The organism is Arcanobacterium pluranimalium, from assembly GCF_016907845.1.
In the GTDB taxonomy this organism is placed as follows: domain Bacteria; phylum Actinomycetota; class Actinomycetes; order Actinomycetales; family Actinomycetaceae; genus Arcanobacterium_A; species Arcanobacterium_A pluranimalium.
The window spans coordinates 1,382,087-1,407,127 of record NZ_JAFBCS010000001.1 but is presented as its reverse complement, the minus strand read 5'-3'; the positions used below and the strand labels follow the sequence as shown (position 1 = coordinate 1,407,127).

Annotated in this window: 22 protein-coding genes and 1 tRNA gene; 6 read left to right on the top strand and 17 right to left on the bottom strand. The window is 48.7% G+C overall.

The window, feature by feature from the left end; genetic code table 11:
* Window positions 1-11 precede the first annotated feature (11 nt).
* The 3 genes from dop to JOD55_RS06065 are packed head-to-tail and all read right to left on the bottom strand — an operon-like array spanning window position 12 to window position 4,538.
* Complete coding sequence (gene dop / locus JOD55_RS06075; RefSeq protein WP_204399159.1) at window positions 12-1,604, bottom strand: depupylase/deamidase Dop; 1,593 nt, start codon at window positions 1,602-1,604, stop codon at window positions 12-14.
* Complete coding sequence (gene arc, locus JOD55_RS06070) at window positions 1,604-3,394, bottom strand: proteasome ATPase (protein WP_204399158.1); 1,791 nt, start codon at window positions 3,392-3,394, stop codon at window positions 1,604-1,606. Before arc ends, dop begins: the two co-directional genes overlap by 1 nt.
* The gene (locus tag JOD55_RS06065) at window positions 3,381-4,538 is read right to left on the bottom strand and encodes a tRNA (adenine-N1)-methyltransferase (protein WP_338022210.1); all 1,158 of its coding nucleotides are present in this window, start codon (window positions 4,536-4,538) and stop codon (window positions 3,381-3,383) included. Before JOD55_RS06065 ends, arc begins: the two co-directional genes overlap by 14 nt.
* 59 nt (window positions 4,539-4,597) lie before the next feature.
* On the opposite strand from JOD55_RS06065, the gene JOD55_RS06060 reads away from it, so the two are divergent.
* Window positions 4,598-5,425 carry a RecB family exonuclease gene (locus JOD55_RS06060; protein ID WP_204399156.1) on the top strand — a complete coding sequence of 276 codons (828 nt, stop codon included), beginning with the start codon at window positions 4,598-4,600 and terminating at the stop codon, window positions 5,423-5,425.
* A 59-nt stretch (window positions 5,426-5,484) separates the two neighbouring features.
* On the opposite strand, the gene JOD55_RS06055 is transcribed toward JOD55_RS06060, so the two are convergent.
* The 3 genes from JOD55_RS06055 to JOD55_RS06045 are packed head-to-tail and all read right to left on the bottom strand — an operon-like array spanning window position 5,485 to window position 8,252.
* Window positions 5,485-6,153, bottom strand: coding sequence for an HAD-IA family hydrolase (locus tag JOD55_RS06055; protein WP_204399155.1), 669 nt, complete (start codon window positions 6,151-6,153; stop codon window positions 5,485-5,487).
* Entirely contained in the window at window positions 6,150-7,409 is a 1,260-nt protein-coding gene (locus JOD55_RS06050) for a hypothetical protein (RefSeq protein WP_204399154.1), read from the bottom strand. Before JOD55_RS06050 ends, JOD55_RS06055 begins: the two co-directional genes overlap by 4 nt.
* Window positions 7,410-8,252 carry an undecaprenyl-diphosphate phosphatase gene (locus tag JOD55_RS06045; protein WP_204399153.1) on the bottom strand — a complete coding sequence of 281 codons (843 nt, stop codon included), beginning with the start codon at window positions 8,250-8,252 and terminating at the stop codon, window positions 7,410-7,412. It abuts the gene before it with no gap.
* A 51-nt stretch (window positions 8,253-8,303) separates the two neighbouring features.
* On the opposite strand from JOD55_RS06045, the gene JOD55_RS06040 reads away from it, so the two are divergent.
* Window positions 8,304-9,266 (top strand): aldo/keto reductase, encoded by a 963-nt coding sequence (locus JOD55_RS06040; RefSeq protein WP_204399152.1) that lies wholly within the window; start codon window positions 8,304-8,306, stop codon window positions 9,264-9,266.
* A gap of 110 nt (window positions 9,267-9,376) precedes the next feature.
* On the opposite strand, the gene JOD55_RS06035 is transcribed toward JOD55_RS06040, so the two are convergent.
* The 4 genes from JOD55_RS06035 to JOD55_RS06020 form a co-directional block, all read right to left on the bottom strand.
* On the bottom strand, window positions 9,377-9,724 hold the full coding sequence (locus JOD55_RS06035; RefSeq protein ID WP_204399151.1) for a hypothetical protein: 348 nt from the start codon (window positions 9,722-9,724) through the stop codon (window positions 9,377-9,379).
* Between the two features lie 64 nt (window positions 9,725-9,788).
* Window positions 9,789-11,111, bottom strand: a complete 1,323-nt coding sequence (locus tag JOD55_RS06030; RefSeq protein ID WP_204399150.1) for a M20/M25/M40 family metallo-hydrolase — start codon at window positions 11,109-11,111, stop codon at window positions 9,789-9,791.
* A 104-nt stretch (window positions 11,112-11,215) separates the two neighbouring features.
* A complete protein-coding gene (locus tag JOD55_RS06025) occupies window positions 11,216-12,409 on the bottom strand; it encodes a glutamate--cysteine ligase (RefSeq protein WP_204399149.1) in 1,194 nt (397 codons plus the stop codon).
* A 242-nt stretch (window positions 12,410-12,651) separates the two neighbouring features.
* Window positions 12,652-13,392, bottom strand: coding sequence for a glutamine amidotransferase-related protein (locus JOD55_RS06020; protein WP_204399148.1), 741 nt, complete (start codon window positions 13,390-13,392; stop codon window positions 12,652-12,654).
* A gap of 29 nt (window positions 13,393-13,421) precedes the next feature.
* Here JOD55_RS06020 and JOD55_RS06015 point away from each other — a divergent pair, with 29 nt between their 5' ends.
* Both JOD55_RS06015 and JOD55_RS06010 read left to right on the top strand, forming a co-directional pair.
* The gene (locus JOD55_RS06015; RefSeq protein ID WP_204399147.1) at window positions 13,422-13,613 is read left to right on the top strand and encodes a hypothetical protein; all 192 of its coding nucleotides are present in this window, start codon (window positions 13,422-13,424) and stop codon (window positions 13,611-13,613) included.
* A 122-nt stretch (window positions 13,614-13,735) separates the two neighbouring features.
* Window positions 13,736-14,173 (top strand): DUF2871 family protein, encoded by a 438-nt coding sequence (locus JOD55_RS06010; protein ID WP_204399146.1) that lies wholly within the window; start codon window positions 13,736-13,738, stop codon window positions 14,171-14,173.
* A 96-nt stretch (window positions 14,174-14,269) separates the two neighbouring features.
* Here the strand turns inward: JOD55_RS06010 and JOD55_RS06005 are convergent, their stop codons facing one another.
* From JOD55_RS06005 to JOD55_RS05995, 3 genes are all read right to left on the bottom strand, one after another.
* On the bottom strand, window positions 14,270-15,637 hold the full coding sequence (locus tag JOD55_RS06005; protein ID WP_204399145.1) for an LssY C-terminal domain-containing protein: 1,368 nt from the start codon (window positions 15,635-15,637) through the stop codon (window positions 14,270-14,272).
* Between the two features lie 265 nt (window positions 15,638-15,902).
* Window positions 15,903-17,018, bottom strand: coding sequence for an IS1249 family transposase (locus JOD55_RS06000; RefSeq protein WP_204397647.1), 1,116 nt, complete (start codon window positions 17,016-17,018; stop codon window positions 15,903-15,905).
* A 364-nt stretch (window positions 17,019-17,382) separates the two neighbouring features.
* Window positions 17,383-17,467 (bottom strand) — tRNA-Leu (locus JOD55_RS05995).
* Between the two features lie 192 nt (window positions 17,468-17,659).
* Between JOD55_RS05995 and JOD55_RS05990 the strand changes: the two genes are divergently transcribed.
* On the top strand, window positions 17,660-18,148 hold the full coding sequence (locus JOD55_RS05990; protein ID WP_204399144.1) for a pyrophosphohydrolase domain-containing protein: 489 nt from the start codon (window positions 17,660-17,662) through the stop codon (window positions 18,146-18,148).
* A 51-nt stretch (window positions 18,149-18,199) separates the two neighbouring features.
* On the opposite strand, the gene JOD55_RS05985 is transcribed toward JOD55_RS05990, so the two are convergent.
* Genes JOD55_RS05985 through JOD55_RS05970 form a run of 4 tightly spaced genes read right to left on the bottom strand, consistent with a single transcriptional unit; the run spans window position 18,200 to window position 24,354 of the window.
* The gene (locus JOD55_RS05985) at window positions 18,200-18,730 is read right to left on the bottom strand and encodes a hypothetical protein (RefSeq protein ID WP_204399143.1); all 531 of its coding nucleotides are present in this window, start codon (window positions 18,728-18,730) and stop codon (window positions 18,200-18,202) included.
* A 23-nt stretch (window positions 18,731-18,753) separates the two neighbouring features.
* Window positions 18,754-22,029 (bottom strand): error-prone DNA polymerase, encoded by a 3,276-nt coding sequence (locus JOD55_RS05980; protein ID WP_204399142.1) that lies wholly within the window; start codon window positions 22,027-22,029, stop codon window positions 18,754-18,756.
* A complete protein-coding gene (locus JOD55_RS05975; RefSeq protein ID WP_204399141.1) occupies window positions 22,026-23,612 on the bottom strand; it encodes a Y-family DNA polymerase in 1,587 nt (528 codons plus the stop codon). The genes JOD55_RS05980 and JOD55_RS05975 overlap by 4 nt, the downstream gene beginning before the upstream one ends.
* A 1-nt stretch (window position 23,613) precedes the next feature.
* Window positions 23,614-24,354, bottom strand: coding sequence for a hypothetical protein (locus JOD55_RS05970; protein WP_204399140.1), 741 nt, complete (start codon window positions 24,352-24,354; stop codon window positions 23,614-23,616).
* A 149-nt stretch (window positions 24,355-24,503) separates the two neighbouring features.
* Here JOD55_RS05970 and JOD55_RS05965 point away from each other — a divergent pair, with 149 nt between their 5' ends.
* The gene (locus tag JOD55_RS05965) at window positions 24,504-24,980 is read left to right on the top strand and encodes a TrmH family RNA methyltransferase (protein ID WP_204399139.1); all 477 of its coding nucleotides are present in this window, start codon (window positions 24,504-24,506) and stop codon (window positions 24,978-24,980) included.
* Window positions 24,981-25,041 lie beyond the last annotated feature (61 nt).

Genomic DNA, 25,041 nt, shown 5'->3' with positions numbered 1-25,041 from the left:
GCCACGATTGATTATTGATCGCCCAGATACTGCATAAATTCTTCGATGCTGTGGGATTCTTCCAAAATCTTTCCAAGCAGTTCACTGCTCGCCCGCTGCGGGTGCATAAGCGGAATCCGCAAGAGGTTTTCCCGACAAGGTAAATCGATCGTGATCCCATTCCAGCTTGCAGCTGCAACGTGTTGCGGGAATTTTCTAATCAGACCACCGCGAAGAAAAGCCCTGGTAGAAAGAGGTGCGTTTCCTACAGCCCACTCGATTTGCTCCGGAGTGAAAATTCGGGCAATTCGATGAGCCTCATCAAGCTTTCCAACGATTGAATGTGATGAGCGCAAGTCGTGCCACTGCAAATCAAGTGCGCGAAGTTTGTCAGCATCCCACGCTAAGCCACCGCGTTCACGTAGCGAGGAGAGCATCTGATATTTAGCAACCCATTCAACGCGCGATGCTGCTAAGAAAATATCTTTACGCAAAGCGTCGAGCACAAACTGCCATTCAACGAGTATCTCTTGGGTGTCTAAATCTATCTCGCCGTGACGTTCGAGGGCTTGGCGGATCACATCAAGGTATATCTGCTGAATATCCAGCGCCGTTTTCCGCGTTCCATCGTGCATATCGACAGCAATATTCAGATGAGGATCATGAGAGATTTCCCAGGTAGCGCGTACTGGCTCGTACATCACCAGTGAATCCAGTGCTAGAGGCACCTCATCTTGTTCAAGTAGCCATAAGAGCAGCGAAGTTGTGCCAATTTTGAGCAGATTTGAATAATCGAATTGATTGGCATCGCCACCGATTACATGCAGACGCCGGTACAAGCTCGCGTCCGCATGTGGTTCGTCGCGAGTATTAATAATTGGCCGGTTAAACGTCGTTTCAAGACCCACGTCATTTTCAACATAATCGGCACGCTGCGAAATCTGGAATCCAGGTTGCTCCGAATGTGGCCCAATTCCCACTCGACCTGCACCACAGATAATCGGACGAGTGACGAAAAATGGAGTGAGATAGCGAATTATTTCATTAAAATCGACGTCTCGGCGCACAAGATAATTCTCGTGCGTGCCATAAGCTGCACCTTTTCCATCAACGTTATTTTTGTACAGCACAATGTGGCGCTCATCGGTGCTTGCCAGAGCCATCGCTTCTCGAGCAATATATTCGCCAGCGCGATCCCAAAGTACCGCTTCTCGTGGATTAATGACTTCCGGTGCCGAATATTCGGGGTGGGCATGATCCACATAGAGTCTTGCACCGTTTTTCAACACCGCATTTGCCGCTCGTGGCAGCGCTAGTTCAGCCTCACTTGGCCGGCGTACCTGGAAAAATGAAGTATCGTCACCGGAGGGCGCTAAAGATTGCGGGTCGTCTGTGAGAAGCGAAGGATGTGCCGCAGCGCGATCAATACGATAGCCGCGGGCATCGTTAAGCGGGTCTTCGCCGTCGTAATCCCATCTGATTGCCCCAAAGGGCGTAGAGGACGAACCGTGCTCGCCATAGGCATCAACGATATTCGTCGAGAGCACAATCGGATTTGCGCTCATATTCTGTGCATCAATAATGCCAAATTCAGTTTCTAATCCAATACTTCGGCGAACGCTCATTAGATAAGTCCTTTGTGGATTGCCCTGTCAATTACCTCTTCGTCGCGTTGATGCGCGATTTTATGCACGACGTTCTGATCCCGTGCATCTAACGTTGCCACGGATTCATCGACTTGCTCGGTAGTTTGCGCCGGTGGCGTTGAGAAAATCTGCTCTTCGGAGTCAAACTCCGACTCGGACCCCGGCTTATACATCGACCCTGCACTGGCGTTATTCGCCTCATGATTCACAAGAGAGCGAATATCGAGAATCTTCTTTCCGCGCGCATGCCCATTTACCCGCGCCCATTCATGTGGATCTGCGATATTAGAAAAGTCTTCGTTCTCGCGTATCTCTTGCGCCAAAGCAAGCAGCATATGGCGAGTGGAGATACCTTCGTCGCCACTAGCCATATAATCCTTAATTGCCAATTTTTTAGCGCGATCAACAATTGCTGCCAACATTGAACCGGAGACGAGATCGCTAACGTACATCTTTTCACGTGAACCGTCAGCAAACGTTATTTCGAGCAGTTCACTGGCTTCATTTTTAGCAAAAAGCTCATTGACAGTCGCTTCAGCCATAGCTTCAACTGCTTCTTGCACAGACGTATTGCGCAACTCACTGGCGTGAATAGGCAAAGTCGGCAGCAGGTACTTCAAGAGAATCTCTTTGGCACCGCTGCGATCTGGGCGATCGATACGAATTTTGATGTCGAGCCGTCCGGGTCGCAAGATTGCCGGATCGATCATATCTTCGCGATTCGAAGCGCCAATAACGATCACATTATTGAGCTTTTCTACGCCGTCGATTTCGGCCAGTAGCTGCGGGACTACTGTTGTTTCGACGTCGGAAGAAATTCCTGAGCCACGTGTGCGGAATAGCGCCTCCATTTCGTCAAAAAAAATCACCACAGGAATGCCGTGAGCAGCGCGATCGCGCGCACGCGAGAAAATATCGCGTATTTGGCGTTCGGTCTCGCCCACATATTTATCTAAAAGCTGCGGGCCTTTGATATTGAGGAAGTAGGCACGCTGGTTACCTCCCTCATCGCGCGCAAGAATTTTCTGCGCAAGTGAAGTGGCTACAGCCTTAGCAATGAGCGTTTTTCCATTTCCAGGCGGACCATACAGCAGTACGCCTTTAGGTGGGGTCAGTCCATAGTCACGATACAATTGCGGCTGCTCAAAGGGCAGTTCAACCGTGTCGCGGATCTGTTCAATCTGTGAACTCAAACCACCAATCGCCGAGTAATCCACATCCGGAATTTCTTCCAGGAGCAGGTGCTCAACATCAGGCCGCTCCACTTTTTCGAGAGCGAACCCAATTCGCAAATCCGCGAGAAGTAAATCCCCTACTCGAATATCTTGCGTTCGCAATTTGCCACCGAGCCACACGATCCGCTCTTCGTCTTGATGCACTTTGACGAGCGCGCGGTCAATACCTAAGACCAGCGAAACAGTGACGATCTCACCAGTTCTGGCATAATTCGCCACACCAATAACGACCATCTGAGCGTTCAATAACAACTCTTGACCAGGCTCAATCCTGCCAAGTTCCACAGTTTGTGCCACACTGAGCAACATCTTTCTATTCCCGACCAAGGCGATAACGGTGTGGTCAGTGTGATTCGCCGACAAAAACGTTGCGTACGACGACGGAGGCTGCGATAGACGCTCTAGCTGCTCGGATAACTCTTGAATCCGGTTTCTCGCATCCTGGAGACCCTTAGCCAGCCGATTGTTCTTTTCCTCTAATGAGCCAGCGATTTGCCGAAGTCCGAAATTTTCTCCTGATTCAGGATTCGTCATTACTCTCGTCCCTATCTGTAGCGAATTCGGTTGTGGAATCGGTTGCGTCATTCATTCGAGCACGACGACGTTCTTCGTACCGTTCTTGGACGCGAAGCTGAGCTTCTGCACCCAGTTTGGCTGCCATTTCAGCACTGTGTTCACCATGCGCCGATGTGCCAGTTTGCTCAACATCGGCCCGATGAGCGATATCGCGGCGCACTTTTCGCAATTTTTTCTCCGAGATACGCCTCTCGGCCAGCTCTTCAGTTTCCCAAGCTAGTGGCTCGGAATGAGCTGCAGGTGCTGGACGGCGCTTAGGAATGAGAGGTGTTGATTCTCTGCCAATGCGTCGGGCAACTACTAAAAAGCCCGTATGGGCAACCATGCGGTGATCAGGTCGCACGGATAATCCGTCTAAATGCCAGGTTCTAATAAGCGTTTCGGAAGATTCCGGTTCAGCAAATGCGAAGGAATCTCGCAAATCTTCTACGAATCGTGACATTTGAGTTGTGGTTGCCACGTAAGCGAGGATAACTCCGCCCGAACGCAGCGCATATGCTGCGGCGTCAATATTTTCCCAAGGCGCGAGCATATCGAGGATCACATGATCGATTGAGCCTTCGTCAAGCGAATACAGCACACTATCTAAATCGCCAATTTTTACCGTCCACGGTGGCATATGTTCGCCATACCAAGAACGCACATTACCTTGTGCTATCTCGGCAAACTCAGGCCGACGTTCGACGGACGTAAGATGACCGTCGTCGCCAATCGCCGCAAGCAACGAAAGTGCCAACGCACCTGAACCGAGACCAGCCTCCACCACGCGCGCCCCAGGAAAAACGTCAGCTTGCTGTACGATTTGGCCAGCATCTTTTGGGTAGACGACGGTCGCGCCGCGTGGCATCGATAGCACGTAGTCTGTCACGAGCGGACGCAAAGCTTGCAAACGATGACCAGACTGCGTCTCAAGAACTGTGCCTTCTTCTTTGCCTATGAGTTCGCTGTGCCGAAAACTTCCCCGTTGCGACTGGAAAAAACCGTCCTCAGTGAGCATAACGGTATACTTGCGGTTTTTAGTGTCTGTGAGCTGAACGCGCTCGCCGGCTCGAAATGGCCCACGGCGGCGCTGCGCTCCTTGCGGATGAAGATTTTGTTTCACAATGAATATCATACTGGTAGCACACACAACTAGCGGGATCCACAAGGTACCGTAGGACTATGAACACAAGTCAAGCAGCAATTTCGCCCTCACGAGCCAATGATTTCAAGCAATGCCCGCTCAAATTCCGATATCGGGTGATTGACGCGATTCCTGAACCGCCGTCAAAGGAAGCGCTGCGTGGTACGCTTGTGCATTCAGTTCTCGAACACCTTTATGAAGTTGATGCCTTGGCACGAACGGAAAATTTTGCACAGAGTTTACTTATCCCTCGCTGGGAAGCACATTTGCGCAAAAATCCTAAAGCTATGGATCTTTTTGAGACTCAAGCCGAATGCGAGTCTTGGCTCGAATCGGCGCGGCCGCTGATCTCGCACTACTTCGCCTTGGAAAATCCACAATTTTTGGAACCCAAGGCACGCGAAAGTTTTGTTAATGCCGAGCTTCCACAAGGGTTGGCAATTCGCGGGATTATCGACCGTATCGATGAAGCGCCCGATGGGGCTTTGCGCGTTGTAGATTATAAAACCGGCAAATCGCCGCAACCGCGTTATCAAGATAGCGCCATATTTCAGATGCGATTTTATGCAACTGCCTTGTATTTTGAACAAAAGAGGTTGCCTGCCCGCACCCAGCTCATATATTTAGGCGATGGCAGAATCCTCACGTATGATCCGAGCATGGCCGATGTCGCTTTCATAGAATCTTCCTTGATGAACTTGTGGTCTGCCATTTCGGAACGTCTTGATACGAAAGACTTCGAGCCTAAACAAGGGCCTCTGTGCGGATGGTGCTATTTCAAAGATCTCTGCCCAGCATTCGGTGGTCAAATGCCTGAAATCAACGAAAGCGGCATCGAAAAATTGCGCACTGCATTCCGAAAGTGACGTGCGTCGATACGTGGTAAATTATGTGGCTTCTATTGAGGAGCCGCGATATTTAGCATTTATGCATCGTGGCGCGACGCCATCTGCTGGCGCAAAAATTGCTCATCTACATCGACCAACGACTCAATAAATACTGAACCTTCAAATTTGGGAAGTTCCACCTGAAAGGGTATTCCGACCGTCATCGCACCTGAGCGATATGCTGAGGTCAGACCAGGTATTGAGTCTTCGAATGCCATGCATTTGTTGATGTCGACGCCGAGCTCATCTGCTGCCATCAAATACGGCAAGGGATGTGGTTTGCCTTGCGAAACGCGATCTCCGGTGACGGCGACGTGCAGCGATCCTGCTGGTGCGCGATCTAGTGCATACTGAGCAAAAGAAAGAAAAGAGGAGGTAACGAGCGCTGTTGGGATACCGAGCGTCACGGTGAGTTCAAGCAGCTCATAAGCACCTGGACGCCAAGGCAATCCATCGCGTGCAGCTACGGTTGTGACTTTTTCTAGCAAGCGATCTTGAATTTCGCGCGCCGATATTTCTCCCCCAGCTATCTGTGCAAGATACTCAGTAGAATCAACAATCGACATACCGATAACATTTTTCGCCATGTCCATATCAAAGTCTTTGCCAAGATCTTCGAATAGCTCTGTTTCTGCCCTAAACCAGATCTGTTCGCTATCTGTTAGAGTCCCATCCATATCGAAAAGGATTGCTGCTGGTAAAGTCACAGTTTTACTCCCAATAATGCGTCGATCGTATCAATTACTAGTCGTTGATCAGTCGCCGATTGCCAGCTAGTCAAGTGCGTCAAACAATCGTCAACTGCCGCAAGAGCTGCAGGGGTATCAAGATCAAAAGCAAGTTTTTCGCGCATCGTGCGCAATAGCTCGATGCCATAGGCAGGTGCCGCAGCATCGTAAGGCTGGTCAAAGGCAGCCAACCAGCTCGCCAAGCGCTCATTTGCACCGTGCAACACGTCGTCGGTGTATTCCCAATCCTCACGATAGTGGTGAGAAAGAATAGCTAATCGAATCGCTCGTGGATCGACGCCGTCTTTAATCAAATGAGATACAAGCACGAGGTTGCCCAAAGATTTAGACATCTTCGTGCCTTGAAAGCCCACCATTCCTGAATGGACATGAAAAGCTACAGCTGCTCGCTCTTGCGTGCCATCAGTTGAAGCGATATCGCGAAGATGCAATTCACTCATTTCGTGATGCGGAAATACCAAATCGGAGCCACCGCCTTGCACATCAACAATGCCTAATTCATCGTGCGCAATAGCAGCACATTCAATATGCCAACCTGGCCGCCACTGCCCTGCATTCGCTGCTGGCGGACGATAATCCTCACCGCACACGCCTTTCCAAACCAAAGGGTCAAGGCGATTTTTCTTGCCCTCGCGCTGAGACTCTCCGCCGTGCCCATCAAACTGGGAACACACATCAACCGTGGAGAAATAGGGAGAGCTTAAAAACTGTGGATCGCGAGAACTATCGACGTAGATATCGGCCGAACCGTCGTCGTTCATCAACCTGTAGGTGATGTCAGCTTCTTCCCACTGCCGCACCAGTTTCTCTAGGTCGTCCAGCTTTTCCGAAACAGATACCCACACATGCGGTGGGATAACGCGCAGCTGGCGCATATCTTGACGAAATAGTTCCGTCTGTTCGTGGGCAAGTTTCTTCCAGTCGACGCCGGTATCTTGCGCACGTTCAAAGAGCGGATCGTCTATATCGGTGAGATTTTGTGCGTACTTTGCGTCCCGACCGCCGTCAAGCCACGTACGTAAGAGCACATCAAAAAATATATAGGTATTGGCATGCCCAAGATGAGTGGCGTCATAAGGGGTAATGCCACACACCCAGAGATTCAACTCCTCACGATCGTGAGGACGTACAGTTTCACTGAGCGAATCGCGCAGCTGGAGAGCGGGTGCCGATCCGGGAAGAACCGGCACTCGTGGACGTTCCCAAGTTTCCACTCAGTAAACCCCCAAAATCCCCTTCAGCAGCATAAATACCACTAAAGTCGCAAGTACCAATCGGTAGATCACGAACGGACGATAGGATTTGGTTTCAACAAGCTTCAAGAACCACACAATCACTGCATATCCAACGGCAAATGCGGTAATAGTTGCAATCAATAGCGGCATGGCACCAATGTGAGCATCGTTGCCGCCGTCGGAAAATAGCCTGTAAAAACCTGATCCCATCACAGCTGGAATTGCCAACAAGAACGAAACTCGAGCGGCTGCAGCGCGCGTGTATCCGAGCAGCAAACCGACCGTGATTGTTCCACCAGATCGAGAAACTCCTGGTATAAGCGCCATTGACTGGGCAAATCCGAGAATGACGCCATCGCGTACACTCATCTTTTCAAGTGGAATGCTGCGTTTGCCAAAACGATCAGCAAGTCCTAAGAATACAGCGAAAAGCGCAAGCATAAGAGCTGTGATGTAGAGGTTTCTGAATACTGAATCGATGGCGTTTTCCAGTAATAAGCCCAGGATCACAATCGGGAAAGTACCGATAATAACGATCCATCCCATCCGAGCGTCAGGATCAGAACTCGGCACTTGCTTCTTCCACGGGCCTATTGGAAGAGCTTGGAACCACTTCTTGATGATACGAACGATGTCTTTCCAAAAATACAGCACAACGGCAGTCTCAGTACCGATTTGTGTAACAGCTGTAAAAGTTACGCCTGGATCACCCAAATTGGGAAAGAGATCTCCCACAATACGCAAATGCGCCGACGATGAAATAGGCAAGAATTCTGTGAGTCCTTGCACGAGACCTAAAATGATTGCTTCAAATATGCTCACGCGCCAAGCATATTTCATAAAGTAAAGCGGGTATGCGTTAGGCTCGGTTATGTGAAACACACCAAGTTAGGAAAATCAGGACTCACAGTCGGCGCAATTGGCCTTGGAACTTTAACCTGGGGTCGCGATACCGAGATCCACGATGCACAGCGCATGCTCACGGCCTTACTAGACGCTGGCGGGAATTTGATTGATGTTTCGCCCATCTATGCCCAAGGTAACGCTGAAAACACAATCGGCGAGCTATTTACCGCAGGTTTTCATCGTGAAGATTTTGTCATCATGGCACACGTGGGTGAACGCCCTACCCCTGGCGGAATAATGAGAAATAATGGCCGTAGCTCACTGATTTCTTCGCTTCATCGCACGCTTACAACTCTGCACACCGATTACGTCGACGTCGTTATGCTCGCCTGCCCCGATTGGTCAACTCCCTTTGAAGAGACTATAGGTACGCTCGCTCAATTCGTTATTGATGGAAAAGCACGTTACCTAGGATTTGCCCATTGCCCTGCATGGTATGTGGCCAAGGCGGCTCAGTACTTGCAGGATTTACACCTGCCTGTTCCTATTGCCCTTGGAACTCAGTATTCTTTGCTTGAGCGGCAGGCCGAGTTTGAACTCTTCCCGATGGCTGAGGACTGTGGACTTGGAATTGCAGCTTATGCGCCACTTGCCGCTGGCGCGCTCACCGGAAAATATCGCAACACCATTCCTCCGACGTCGCGAGCTGCTACAACGCATTTATCTGCCACAGTCGAACCCTATCTCGACGACGCACCGCGCCGTATCACTGAAGCTATTATTAAAGCTGCCGATGGTCTTGGCCGCACACCAGCTGATATTGCCTTAACCTGGGCACTTCAACACAATGTAGTTGCCGCGGCGCTCTGTGGGGCGCGCACTGCAAGTCAAGCTGACCAACTTTTTGCCATGGATATGAGCGATCTTCCGCAGCAAGTCATTGACGTATTGAATGAGATTTCAGCATTGGAATTAACTTATCCGCAATAAGGCGAACAAACTAATAAGCGAATAAGAGTCAGGTGACATCCAATTCACCTGACTCTTATTTCTAAGTTCAGCAAAAATTCTAAGCGAATACCGCCGCGCAAAAGCGCACTTTAGTGCTCGTCTGCGTCCTCGTCGTCGGAATCTTCTTCGTCGTCAAAATCGAGAACCTCGAGATCGTCGTCGTCCACCAGCTCATCGTCATCAAGCTCATCGAAATCATCGTCAAACTCGTCGTCATCAAATTCTTCGAAGTCATCTTCTGCGTAGGTATCAAACGGAGCTTCAATGCCGTACTGAGTGAACAGCGCGTCGTCGTAGACGGTATAAGCATCGGCTAGTAAATCAGCCGCACGCAAAACTGCCGGCGCATCAGCGTCTGCAAACTGGGTCACTGCGCTGTGGAAATCGTCAAGCGCGCTCGCGAGGCGAGCATATGCGGTATTAGGATCAATAGCCATACCTACAGATTAGCTTAGAAAAGCCGTGCTCACCAATAGCAGTGCCTTGTTGAGGCAATCCACTTTAGGCATTTTGCAAAAAACGCCACAGCACGCGCGAGCCAAAATACAGCGAATCCACTGGAATTCGCTCATTTGCAGCATGGAACATTGCTGGGAAATCGAATCCTGGTGGCAGCTGAACCGGTGCGAAACCGTAGCCTTGAATTCCCAAACGAGCCAGCGCTTTGTTGTCAGTGCCTGCTGAAAGCATATATGGCAAAACTACGGCCTGTGGATCTTCTGCCTCCAAAGCTCGTACCATCGCTTCAACAGTCTCACCAGCAAAAGGAAACTCGATGCCGGCGTCGTCATGAATTTTCTCAAGCTCTACGTCACCAGCCAGCTGCGCAATACGACGCGCAACCTCAGCTTCAGTACCTGGGATTGGGCGCACATCGACGCCGCCCTCAGCCGTCTGCGGAATGACGTTCACCTTGTAGCCACCCTGCAGCTGAGTGGGATTGGCGCCGGTGCGAAGCGTCGCCCCGACGAAAGTTTTGGCCGAGCCGAGGGCATCAATAAGTCGATCAATCGTCTCTGGATCTTCGGGATCAAAAGGCAAACCTGTGAGTTCAGAAACTCCTGCAAGCAGTTCACGTACCGTATCAGTGAGTTGAAGTTGCCATTTTTCACTGCCAATTGCCGCAAGTGCCTGAGCCAGTTTCGTCACTGCATTATCTTCGTTCACTTGAGAACCATGACCCGCCTTACCGCGTGCAAGGAGCTTGTACCAGGTCAAACCTTTTTCGGCCGTCTGTAGCAAATAGACACGCTTGCCATTGACATACGTGTTGTAACCGCCGACTTCTGAGATAGCATGCGTTGCACCTGCGAAGAGCTCAGGTTTATGCTCAACGAGCCAATGAGCACCAACTTTGCCTCCGGCTTCTTCGTCGGCAAACATCGCAACAATCAAATCGCGTTCAGGCACGTAATTCGTGCGCGCCATATGCCGGAGCACTGAAATTATCATTGCGTCCATATTCTTCATATCGACGGCGCCCCTGCCCCACAAAACGCCGTCGATAATCTCACCGGAGAACGGATCAACATCCCAATCCTGCGCAACAGCAGGAACGACGTCGAGATGCCCGTGTATCACAAGCCCGCCGCGCTCGCGGTTCTTTCCTGGTACGCGTAAGACGACGCTCGGTCGCCCTTTCACGGGTTCGATCCACTGTGGTTCGTAGCCGACTTCCTGTAAAAGTTCCATGACGTAGTGTGCAGCCTGCGTTTCCACATCGGCTTCGATAACGCCGTGATTACTAGTGTCTATGCGGATGAGCTGCTGTGCAATCTCTACTACGTCGGAAAAATCGCCACTGCTGGGTTGAAAGGAAGTCATTTTTGCTTAACACTCCGCAAATAGTCGTTGATAAAAATTGGTTATTTGTATTATGCACCCAACTTTATTGTGCATTCATATTACGAAGCTGTTGCACAGTAATATTACGAGATTTCGTGGGTGTGCAGGCTTTGTAGATCGTCACCTAGATCCACAGTTTGCGGATCTAGCGCCGTACCCGCTTTCATCTCTGCGCACATGAATGCCACAATCGCCTCGCGCGATTTATTATGCAATTGAGCGACGCGAAGTTGGCGCTGATATGGCGCTCCGAGCCGCAAAACTTCATGCAGGTACGCGAGTTCTTGTGCGCAACCGAGGTCTCGAGCGATCGGGCTGAGTTCTTCGTACATGTGAATGAGCGTGTCAGTCACGAGTTCTTCGTTACCGGCGTCGTCAAGAATCAAAATAGCGTCCATACCGTAACGCGCGGCGCGCCATTTATTCTCATCCACAAACCACGCAGGCAACGATGGAAGCTGCTCCCCGGCGTCGTACTTGCGCGAATAGAACTCAACCAAACATTGGCACAGGGCGGCTACCATTGAAACTTCTGCAATATTCGAGGCTGCATCGCACATGCGCATCTCAAGGGTGCCGTATTTTGGCGAAGGGCGAATATCCCATCGAACTTCGTCAAAGTGATCAATGATGCCAGTTTTCAACATACCATTGGTGTAACATTCCAGCTCATCCCAGGCGTCAAACTGATGTGGGGTGCCCGCGGTAGGGAGTTGTTGGAACACCATAGCTCGATTATCGGCATACCCAGTATTGGCCCCATTCCAAAATGGCGAGGCCGCCGTAAGTGCTTGAAAATGAGCAAATCGAGTGAGCATAGCACGCAAAATCGGCAATACTTTGGCTCGATCCTCAATGCCCACATGCACATGGGTGCCAAAAAGTAGCATTTGCCTGCCCCAATACTGAGTGCGATTGACGAGTTCAGCGTAGCGGTTGGAATCCGTCACATGCTGGTAAGCAGGATCTGCAAAGGGGTGAGTGCCCGACGACGCCACAGTGATTCGCAAAGGCTCCAAAATCGGCTGTAAAAGTGAGAGTGCATACTGTAGATCAGCAGCACATTCTTTAACAGTTTCATGTGGATGCGAGACCAATTCAACCGTGTTTAAGAGCATTTCACGCTGAATAATCGACGTATCTGCTGGTAGCGCACGTAAGGAATCGATGATTGCATTTGCGCTTTGCCGCAAATCATATGAATCGACATCAAGCAGTTGCAATTCCCATTCGATTCCTAGAGTTGACCGAGGCGATTGCGCAAATTCCATAGCCATACGTTACACACTTTCGTTATTGTTTGGCCCGCTGCAGGATTGCTGTGGCCGCACTGTTTTGGCCACCGCGATCTCGCTTCGACCGCCCCAGTGACTTTGGCAGATATTCTGTATTCTTCCACGTAGAACCGCTATATGCACGAGGAATAATCTGCTTATGGCGTAGCGGTTTTCGTGTTCAGTGCCGCGCTTTGTGTGGCGCCGAGAGCTTCACGCAGGCCACGCGACGGTGTATGGGATGCTCAACACGAATAAGCGCGTACAAAAGCTTTGAGAATTTCCCCGCCAGCTCGCACATCGGCGCGCTTAGCTGCATGCAAAATGCGTTCCCCGTCTCCTGCTGCGTAGTATTTTCCTGAGTATAACGACACTCGCAGCTCGATTCCTTGCCAGTCGATTTCCGGGTGAAACTGCACTCCATAGATATTTTCTTTCCAACGTACGGCTTGCACAGGGCAAGTTTCCGAAGAAGCGAGGACGACGGCGTCGCGCTTTGTGTTAGGATCAAGCGCTTCAGCATGCCCGGTGTAGCATTGAAATTCTTTGCCTAAGTCTTGGAGCTGAGAAAATACGGGATCGCGTTGCCCTGCAGGTGTTAGTGAAATACGCGGCGCAGAAATTTCTTCGCGATAGCTGTTCACAAGCTGTTCATTTTGATACAACGCCATAGCTTCTAGCCCAAAGCAGATTCCAAGAAATGGTAGATCGTTTGCGAAAACTAGTTCGTTGAGCGATTCGAGAAAACTCTCTATTCGCAGCTGTTGAGCGGATTTTTCTTCTTTAGCGAGAGTTAGATCAAATGGCGAACCGCCGACAATAAACCCTGCATATCTCGATGGTTCAAACTCTGCAAAATCGATGGAGTCCATTCGCACTCGCTCGAGCATATGAGCCGGTAGCTGGCTAAGGGCGAGAAATGAGCGGTATTCGTCGTCGCCGATTGGCGAGTTTGGGCGCGCAACAAGAAAAGCGAATGGTTTCATTGCGCCAGAATATCAATTAAATTTTGCGCATGCGTAACGATGCACAATATGAAACCGCTTTATATGAAACGGCTTTATATGAAACGGTGGCACCACCGAACGCTAACGAGGCGCTTTTACCAGGGGCTTTCACCAAGGTGCTTAATAGCCGCGCTTTTACTGGTGTGCAAAGCATTAGTTCTACGTTTTCGACGATTATGCTGGTAGCGCACCTAGCATAAGCATTAATCTAGCGATGCGTGCATCGTATACAGCTCTTATTACTAGTTGTTTATTGCTGGGTGTTTTTATTGGCTCTCTCAGTAATTTAACTCTTTCGTTTATCTAAAAGTAAGGCATAAATATGGAATCTCGTTTGGTTCACTCGGCGTTTATTTGGACTATCTTAGGGCTTACATCGGGTCTGATGTACCGCGAATTTACTCGTCAAACTGGCTATACCGGTTTTACACAATTGGCACTGGCCCATACGCACGCTCTCACGCTCGGCACGTTAGTTTTGCTAGTGGTATTGATTCTTACGCGCGTGTTTCATCTCGAATTAGACCGGCGCTTCCGTTTCTTTCCAAATTTTTGGGACGGCGGACTTGTACTAACGTTCTTCATGCTTACGATTAAAGGAACGGCTCAAGTTCTCGGGCTTCCTTGGGCGAATTCAAAAGCTCTCGCTGGAATTGCCGGGCTTGGACATATCACGCTCACCGCAACTTTTATTTTGCTGTTCGTTGTGCTTTTAAGGGCTGTAAAAACAGGTAAGCCTCAGTCAGCTATTGCTGAGTAAAATCAAATATCACTAAGCTTCCTCACCGCTACGCTTTCCCCACCACTCCGCGCGCAAATTGCATCGCAATTGCACAATATATGCCTGATATGAGTGTTATCGAACGGTGCTAATGTATCTATCTTTTCGGCCCTTGCTCACCCACAGTCGCACTGAAGTGCCAGACAGAGCAAATACCAGCAGCACGGGAAAGCTCGACTGCATGAGCCTGCCTGGTTCTTCCGAAAGTGCAAGGACGAGCAGTAAAATAGCGGCCAAACTTTGAAGCGCCAACATCACAACCCAAGCCCACCGCTGACGAAGTCTGATGAGTGTGAGCATCACTAAGTTGAACGCGGTGGGTGCCATGATCTCGAGTATCGACGCGTCAGTGAGCGCAAAATTGCTCACTCCGTTCATGATCACCAGAAGTCCCGCAAACCAAAACAGAGTCGGAGGTAGTTCTTTTACATCAGAAGCTGAGATTATTGACGACGTCGGCGCCGAATGCGTTTGAGTTGTTGAATCACTATGCAGAGGCTGAACAGCTGGTAAAACAGCGTTTGCAAGCTCAGCTACCTTTTCCGATTCGTGTATATCTTCATATACATCGCGGACACAAAGAACCGGGAGGTCACCATCAGTTTTTATGGTGTCCCCACCGCCGTTACGCGAATGGTAGGCGTTAAAGTAACGTTCAATCACTTTTACGTCAACGTTTGGCACGCCATAAAGAACAGTCGCGATAAGGTAGTCTCGCTCTGCATCGATATGAGCATCGATTTTATGTGTAATCTGACCCGTGAAAAGCGACAGGCCAACGGATCGATCATAAGTGGCAGCTGCTACCCAATCCACGGTAATACCGCCAGGAAGAGTCCATCCATCAGGAGTTTTCCAAAAACGTACGTGATGGCGACGCGCCGGATTGCCTTGTACTTCCCGTTCGTAAGCAAAATCTTCTTGTCGTCCAAAAAGGTACAAATGCGAAACAGGTGCCGCAGCATAGGACTTGCGCAAGACCGAAGCTACCACGATCTTCCACGCTGATCGGGCCGTAAGCGGGTCAGCTTGAACCCAGCCTGCTTGTTGCAACGCCACATGTATTTGTGCTTCGCTGCCGTTAAATGCGAGGTTAACAGGATCTCCGAGGATGCCATCGGCTGTGCGGGTGCGGCCAATGAAGTAGTTTGGCACGTAGATTGTGGATACGATCTGATGCAGTCGCGGAAATGCCAGATATGCGATCACCGCCCAGAAAACTATTAAGTTGAGAAGCCAAAACGACTCCCCCGGCACTCCGTTGTCGAGTACTAGCAAGCTGAACCAGAACACCAACATCAGAGCAACGGCAGCGAAAAAAGACGCCACGACATCGTAAATCTGCCATTGACGAGTTTTTGTGTTTTGCGTGTGATGTACATATTGCGGCTCAGTTTCAGGCACGCTCCATCGGATACCAGCTGGCTGGGGCAAGATCTCCATGTTCTCTCAGTTCTGATGATCGGCAAAACGGACTGAAGACATTATACCGTGCATATATGCTGCAATGTGCCAAAATGCGTATCTCACAATAATTGGCCTAAATCGCGTTTTGCAAGGTAAATCGGGTTAGTTTCCATGAGTAGCCATTCACACTCAAGCGCATGCGGCCACAAAAGTGGGCGTTTTTGGCAACTAGTCGACATATATCGAGATGTTGCAAAAACCGCCCCAAAACTCGGGTTATAGGACAAATCGTGTTGGTTTTTTATACCGGTCCTTGCCATTGGCCGTTGTGGTGGAAATCGGTCCAGTTCACTGCTGTTCCCCATCGCTGGATTTCTTCTTGGGCATGGTGGTGACTGGCTCGGGTGAACATGGCTTCGATTTGGCTATCCGTGTAGGTAGTTTCCAGTAACTGCGCTGGCGTGTTAGGAAACTCCGTGTGTTGATAACACCACCATAAAATCGTCTTGACCTGGTGATCGATCGGCATTCCACGATGCGATCTCAACACATGTCGTAAACGCGAGTTCAGGGATTCAATCAGGTTAGACGTTGCAGGAATCGGGTCATCATCAATACTCAGACTCGGATCAAGATAGGTAAATAACGTTCCATGACGTACCAGAGTATTAAGCGAATTTTTAGCACGAATAAGCCGTGCATGAGTGGGAACAATCTGACCGTTCGCAAGGCGAGTTTTCTCAGCAAGGAACGCCTTCCATGCCGTATTCCACACCGCTAACTGACCCATCCATGCAAGCGCTTCCTCACGCGTGTGGATGTGTAATAAGTCTTTCGCAAGACCATAAAGCTCAACACCAGCACGAGTACGTGGCCGGCTCGTGGTATAGCGCTTGACAGTGCTAAAAGCGTGAAAGACACAGCGTTGAATACGGGTAGTGGGCCATGAAATTTTCACAGCCGAAGCAATTCCTGGACCACCATCACATACAACAACATCTGGTGGTGCAATACGTGAAAACAATGCTTGCCACGCAGCCGTTGTCTCACGACGTGCTACATACCAGCCAAGAACATGTGTTTTCGTACAAGCGATCAGCACAACAAGTTTGCGTGACAGATATATCCCATCCACAAAAACCACGTGATGAACCTCCTCAACAACTGGACTCACTGGCCATAACTGCCAAAACTGGTGGAATCGACGCCGAGCATTTCGCCCCTGACCAGGCAGATCCCGATAACGCAGATCCGAGGTCACGAAATTGAGAAAAGCTGCGAAATAACGAGCAGTGACATCATTAGAACGACTTTGACTCGCCCGGCACGACAGACAACGGAATCGGGGCCGACCAGAACCACTCTTGCCCCACTTTTGGGTAACTGAACCACACAATGAACAACGAGGATTTCCCATACCCTCAAGTCAACCGAGTTCAAACCCTACTTTCACCCGCAATACCAACAAAAAACCAGGCCAAAACCAACACGAAATGTCCAACCAAAAACTCGAGCCAAACCGACTTCAAACCCGACTATTGCTTACCACACCAACAAAAACACACCCAAAAACCAACACGATTTGTCCTATAGCCCCAAAACTCTTCACTTTTTTGCCCACACCTTGCCCACAATTTTGATGTGACGAGGGGTTCCCCAGCGTACAGGAATGCACAAAAATGTACATTAGGTTTAAGATCTGCTTATGAACACACAGCTCAGAAACGGTGAAACCCCTGCATACAGCCTTAACTGCAATACAGGGGTTCCTTAACCTACTGTGCGCGGAGGGGGACTTGAACCCCCACCCACTATACGTGGACTAGCACCTCAAGCTAGCGCGTCTGCCTATTCCGCCACCCGCGCAGGTGTCGTTTGACAACGAATAAAAATGTATCACTATTATGTCTTTCATGACAATTCACGACGGCATATTTTTGTGTGATCTGGAACAACATTCGATCTTTCCTAAGCAAACACTAATAAGTTACCGATTTATCTCCTCCATGATGATCAACTAAGATAGGAGGGTATTAACGACGATCCCGAGGTAAAGCCATGTCACACGAAGTAAATGAAGTACCGAATACCACTGCAACTCTCGACGGATCGAAACCCGAAGAGCTGGTGCGCACTTTTCACACCACCTACGGTCTACCCATCGTCGGCGACGCTCCCAACGTTGATCGCGAACGTGTACACATGCGCATGTCGTTAATTGCAGAAGAATTTGCCGAGTTAGTCGGAGCCGTCTATGGGCAAACAGCCCGTAGTACTATTGAGTCTGCTTTCAAGACCGCTGTTAGTGAAGACGACGAAACTCGCGACACTGTTGAAACCGCAGATGCACTGGGTGATCTTGTCTACGTCATTTACGGTATGGCACTCGAAATGGGCATTCCTATGAACGCGGTTCTCAAAGAAATTCAAGCCTCTAATTTGTCCAAACTCGGCGAGGACGGTAAACCAATCTACCGTGAAGACGGAAAAGTCCTCAAAGGCCCAAATTTCTTTTCGCCTGACATCGCCAAGGTGCTTGGCCTTTAGCTTTGGCGTTTAAATAAGGTTCTGGCGCTTTCCCTCCACAGGTTAATAGGTTTAGTTCTGCTTATCAGGGTCTACCACTTCTGCATCTTCGATATCGTCGTCGATAGTTGCAGCCAGAATTTGTGCAGAAAGCCTGTCGATCTTAGTCTGAACTTTCTTTACTTCTTGTTTTTTCGCATCGCTACCCATGACGTCGAGCAATGGCAAAGCTTTTTCGAGTTGATCAATTTCTAAGCGCCAAACTCGTGCCTTTTCGGCCATCTTCGGAGTATTGGCAGATGCATAAAGATAAGTAGTTTGCTCTCGCAGTACGTTGAGCCGTTCTTGGTCACCTTTTATACCTTTAGCATTGGTTTTAGTTCCTGCTATTTTGCCAACACGACCTTTAATCTGTGCAAATAGCTCAGGATTTTCTCTCATCAAAGTGCGAAGTTGCGGACCATAAATTTTTACTACCTTGAGAATTGCTGGCCCAGCAATAGTAGCTATTTTGACCAGTCCACCAAATTTCCCCATTATGATCCTTTCCTTTTGACGTACATCAATACTATCTGTTGACAAACCACTAAGCTTAATTTTCATTGAAAGAACAGATATTATTCCTATCAGCGGAAATCTCGAGAGGACACTTTCACTCCAAGTTGGATTTCGCTAAACCCATCAGCAATGAGGTTGACTACGTCATCGCCTTTTTCTACTTTTCCTCGCACGAGCAATCCCTGCTTATACCGCACTAGAGAACGATATTTCATCCACAATGCTTCTGAACAGACCACATTAAGTAGCCCAGTTTCGTCTTCTAGAGAGATAAAAGTGATTCCTCCCGCGGTGTGTGGTCGTTGACGATGCGTCACAATACCGGCAACCCACACTCTTTTATCAGCTTCAGTTTCCCTTATTTGCGCGACCGTCTGTACGTCGTCTTTACTTAAACGCGGGCGAAGAACTTCCATGAGATGTTTATGCGGAGAAATCGACGTACTGTGCAAGTCTGCATAAATTTTTTCTTCTTCGGTCATGTCAGGGATTGCAGGTGCACGAACTCCAACTTCTGTTCCTAAGATCACCGGTTGAAAATAATTCCCCTGTTTAACATCTGTATAGGAGAGCGCTTGGGCTGCCCAGATCCCCTCACGTCTTGTCACTTGCAAACTTTCCAGCGCGCCACTTGCAGCTAAACTTTTTAATTCTTCAGCGCTCAACTTTGCCCGGTGTGCGAGATCAGCTACTGACTCGAATTGTTTTATTGCCCTCGCTGCAAGAATTTTATCAATCGATTTTCTGCAAGCTTTTATATTTGAAAGCCCTAACCGTATCCCTAAATCTGCGTGAGCATCTACTAAAGGGTGCTTTTCGATATCACGCTGTGGAGTGCGTTCAACCTTTGTATGTTCATCTGAATAGCACACGTCCACTGGCAAAATGTAGACTCCATGCCGGCGAGCATCAGCAATTAGCGTCTGAGGAGAATAAAATCCCATCGGTTGTGCAGCTAGTATGCCCGCATAGAAAAACTCGGGGTAATATACTTTCAACCATGCGCTTGCATACACTAAATACGCAAACGAAAAAGAATGCGACTCTGGGAACCCAAACTCAGCAAATGCGTGAAGTTTGCGGAAAATTATTTCACACGTTTCATCGCCTACTCCGCGTTCTTTCATTCCTGCTACCATTTCGATTCGCAGCTCTTCCATCCTTTCATGACTGCGCTTACTCCCCATAGCTTTTCGCAGCCTATCCGCTTGAGCTGGAGTAAAACCAGCCACATCAATTGCCATTTGCATAAGCTGCTCTTGGAAAATCGGCACTCCAAGAGTCTTTTTGAGGGATTTTTCCAAAAGCGGGTGCAAATAAGTTACTGCCTCTCTACCACGGCGCCGATTGAGATAAGGATTAACAGAATCACCTTGTATTGGGCCTGGTCTAATGAGGGCTACTTCAATCACAATATCGTAAAAAGTGCGTGGCTTGAGTCTAGGCAAAGTTGCCATCTGCGCCCGAGACTCAACTTGAAAAACTCCAACCGTATCCGCTGCACACAGCAAATCAAAAATTCTCTCATCTTCTTGATCTAAGTTATACAAATGCAGCTCAGCCCCGTCACTTGCGCGCACCCCGAAATCTTTTAACGCCGCGAAAGAAAGCCTCAATGCCGTGAGCATACCTAACCCAAGTAGATCGAATTTTACTAGCCCAGCCTCAGCACAATCGTCTTTATCCCATTGCAGTACTGTTCGGTTCTCCTTATGCGCCCACCCAACTGGACACACCTCCACAACTGGGCGGTCACAAATCACCATCCCTCCCGAATGGATCCCTAAATGGCGCGGTAAATTTTGAATCTTTGAAACAAAGTATTTAACATTCGATGGTACTCTCGAGTAGTTTTTATCGATTTTTCTCGCTTTTTCCTCGCCAACTAGGCTGCTCACCGGGCTACTCCAGCGCTCAGTTTCCTTTGCCCAAGCTTCTGAAATACCGTCGTTATACCCAAAAGCGCGCGCTACATCCCGAATGGCTGATCGACGTCGATAGGTTATTACATTCGCAACCTGAGCAGCATGTTTCCTACCGTAGCGTTCATATACGTGCTGGATAACCTCTTCGCGCAACCGCGCCTCAATGTCTAAATCAATATCGGGAGGCCCCAAACGCCCAGGAGAAATAAATCGTTCGAAAAGCATTTTATGTTTAACAGCATCAACTGCCGTAATGCCTAAGGCGAAGCAGACTGCAGAATTGGCAGCCGAGCCTCTCCCTTGGCACCAAATTCCCCGCGTTTTACAAAACTCTACAATTTCGTGAACGATCAGAAAATATCCAGAAAAGCCTAATTTCACAATAATGTCGAGCTCATGGTCGATTTGTTGCCAAGCTGTACTATTCTCATGGCGTTTGCCGTATCTGCGCTCCCCTTGTTTTTCAACCAATTCAACTAGCCATGTAGCTTCAGTGTGGCCAACTGGGACTGGAAAAGGTGGCAAATTTGGTGCCACAAGAGTTAAATCAAAAGCGCACTCTCTACCAATTTCCGCAGCTGCGTCAACCGCCTCAAGATGGTCATAGTGAATAGCTTCCATATCGTTACCAGAGCGCAAATAGCTACCCCATCTGGGCAAGGAAGAAGCGACTTCTTCTACTGTTTTACCGGCACTAATCGCAGCTAAAACATCACTCAATGGCACGTCTTTAAATCGCGCACTGTGAACGTTATTCGTAGCTACCACTCGGGTTCTTGTTTTCTGTGCAAGTTCCACAAGAACGTCGTTTCTTTCACGGTCAAGAGGTTGGCTCCAGTTGGTTATTTCTACAGCTACTGAGTCCCGTCCAAAAAGCTGAATCAGTTGATCCAACTGAGCATAAGCTTTATCAAAAGCCCAAATTCCTTTCTCTTGCTCGAGGGCAGAACGCACATATCCCTTTCGACAACCAGTGAGTATTTGCCAATGCCCTTTTCCAGATTCAGACAGCATCTCCAAATCAATACACGATTTACCTTTTTCGCCCGATTTGAGCATCCCCTCACTGAGCGTTCGCGAAAGACGCCGGTACCCATCAGTATCACGTGTCAAAACGATGAGATGTTTTGCTTGCGGATTACTTTTCCCAGCTCTCGTATTTAGTTCATCTGAACTTTCCTTTTGGGCAATAGACATCTCAGATTCCACAATAGAAATCTCAGAACCAATAACAGTTGGTAACCCTACTGAACGTGCTGCTGTAGACAGCTGTACCACCCCAGGTAAACCGCCATGATCTGTTAGAGCAAGACCTTCGAGTTCCAACTCCACAGCACGTCGTACAAGCTCTTCAGGTGTCGATGCCCCATCTAGAAAACTGTAGGCAGAGTGCACGTGAAGCTCAGCATAAGATCTCATACGTACTCACCCACTAAATGCCATGCGGAAGATTCCCAGCGGCACAGAAAAGCATGTAGATAGTCCACCACGATTTCACACCACACACGATCTATTTCTTTTTCTTTTTTCAGCGTCCACCACTGCGCACGATGTAACCAGGGAGAAGAATAGCTCGTTATTTTTCCCGCATACCTTTTACTGATAAAAGAGCTAGGTTCAATAAAACCGCAACCTTGTATGCAATAAAATCGTCCTAATGAATTGACAGCACAAATATGCCCTCTTGGATCAACAATTGTGATCGTTTCATAAGTCTGCAATATTCTCCCTGGCCAAGGTCTAGGTATTGCGCCTGGCCACTCGCCTATTTCACTTTTTCTATCAGCACTGTTTTTGTACTCCCATGGCTCAAGTTCATATGCCGAGCTTGGGTCTAGCTGACTTTTTAAAATAGGAGTCACCACTTTCTCTAGCCCAACTAGAGCTTGTAAACGGTTAATTGCCTTATGGGCGAGCTGTGAGTGCTTTTCCTCTCTTCCCCATAACACGCCCTGTGTAAAGCCAGCAGGAAAAAGATTTTGAGCTCTCAATTCAAGATAGGTGATGTTTTGATTTTCACCATACGAGTCATTATCGACTAATTCTGATAACCATACTTTGAGTTGCCAACGGCAGCGATCTACAATAACCGGAACATCTACTGCATCTAAATGCCATGTTCGCTCCATTTCGGCTGCTGCCGAGGTGCGTATAAATAAAGAAAGCTCTTTTGCAAAATACCCTTCATATTCTAATAGCCGAACGAGTTCCGTCCCCAGTTCTCGTACAAGAAAAGCAAAGCTTTCACTGTTTGTCACAGGTGGGTCGAGATGGCGTTCAACCACAATACCTGTGCAGGAGTTTTCGCTCAGCTCAGGGAAAAGAAAATCTAATTCAAGCAAGGACACCGCAAGCCGCGCAACCATCCCAAACCTGCTATAGAGCAGCGCTCTATCAAGATTGCGAAGTTCCAACACCGTATTAATGCCTAGCAAGTGCAAATCCGCAATGAAAGACTTCATCTGCGCGCGGCGTTCTGTAGAGAAACACGCATATTCAAGCTTGTCGATTGGTAACGGATCGAGGTAGGCTCGAGCATTTTCTATAAACTGATCATTATATGCAGCCAGTATCGCGCATAAAGTTCCTTCACCAAGACCAACATGCGCTTCATAACCGGTATCTTCCACTATTTTCTCGATAACGTTCTCTGCTAACGTCTCTTGCGAACCGAACATTCTGATTGGTCCACGTGCATGAAAAATCAACATTCCTGGCCGTAAAACTGTGAGAGTGGAAACGCACTTTTCACAAGCTCTTATTACCTTTTCAAAATTGAGAGCTTCTAAATCAAAGCGACGCCGCACTAATTCGATCTCAGGAGCTAAAGCTTTGGCATAACGTTTTTTCATTCCATAGTAAATACCCTGTTGAGCTGCTTTGCTATCGAAGCTGATGACGCCGTCTTGATCGTAAACTGCAACGCCATCTCGTGCCTTAACGAGGCCGTAAGCACGCAACGCTTCTATTGGCCACAGAGGAATCCACACTACTGCATGCATGTTATTTCACCACCTCGAGTTTGGGACTAGCCGATGTGAACATTGCATTATTAGGCAATTTTTGGTGATTTTTGCCGTAGCTAGTTTGAATCTTTGCGTCGAAATTCCATCCATTTATTCCAAAGTCCACACACGCCGCACCATAACGCGATGTGAACTGATAAGAGATATCCCGAATATGCCCACGTCCACGCGAAAGACCTTTTATCTCTTGCACAGCACAGTGCACTTGAAACAGATCAGCATTCCAGTTGTTAGAAATAAGCAGCGCATTTTTCAGCCTGGCTCGTTTAGCGATAAGCATCTCTTCACGCGCTCGAAACTTTACTCCGTCCAAAAGCACAACATCGAAGCCGTCTAAAGCAGCAAAAAGAATTTGTGAAGTGAGGGTTTCAATAGCAGGTACGTACACAAAGCGTTCTAATTTCACTCCACTTTTTAAAAAGAAATCCCACCCCACATCAGCTGCTCCTAAAAGTACAACCCAAGCTCCCTGCTGTGAAGCAATTCCAGCAATCAAAGCCGAAGCTGCTACAGACCCTTGTGCCTTGATGACTTCTGCTTTAGGAATCCCATAAGGAAAAACCGTACGGAGCACATCCGGAACCATAAAAGCTTTTTGAGCTGCATGTTCAAAAAAATTATCTTTTTCTGACGCGGGTAGCACATCAACTGCGCGCATTCCAGTACGCAGCTGCGCTTGAGCGAGCACGCGTCTCGCAACGCTCAATCGATCATTCATACCCATCCCCTAATTTCGAACGCCTGTTCGATAAAATATTAAAGTACACCTCCTACCAAAAACAATGTCCACCCACAAAAAAATGAGGTGTTCGAAGCAAAATTACTCAAAATACCAGCAAAAAAGTAAAAGTGAGTTAATCTAGTTTCGTGCTTCATATCGTTTTTCACGAACCAAAAATTCCTGGCAACACAGGCAATGCAATCCGACTTTCTGCTTGCACAGGGGCTCGCCTCCACCTCATAGAGCCACTTGCCTTCAACTTTTCGGACACCCATTTAAAACGGGCCGGCCTTGACTACCACGACCTGGCCGACGTCGTCATCCACAAGAACTGGGCGGCAGCCAAAGAACATTTCGGAGAGGAGTGTAGAATTTTTGCTTTCACTTCACACACCGAGAACAACTATGCGCACGAATCTTACCACGACGGCGACGTCCTACTTTTCGGCACCGAACCAACAGGCCTGCCCGACGACGTACTCAACGACCCTCGAGTCACGAAATGGTTGCGTATCCCCATGCTCCCCTCGCGACGATCTCTCAACCTCGCCAACTCTGCTTCAATCGCTATCTACGAAGCCTGGCGCCAGCTAGACTTCCCGGGAGCTTCTAATTTTTCGTGAATAACTTCTAATTTTCGCAAACAAACGACAAGCACAGCAGCAATTATCACCTATTCTCATT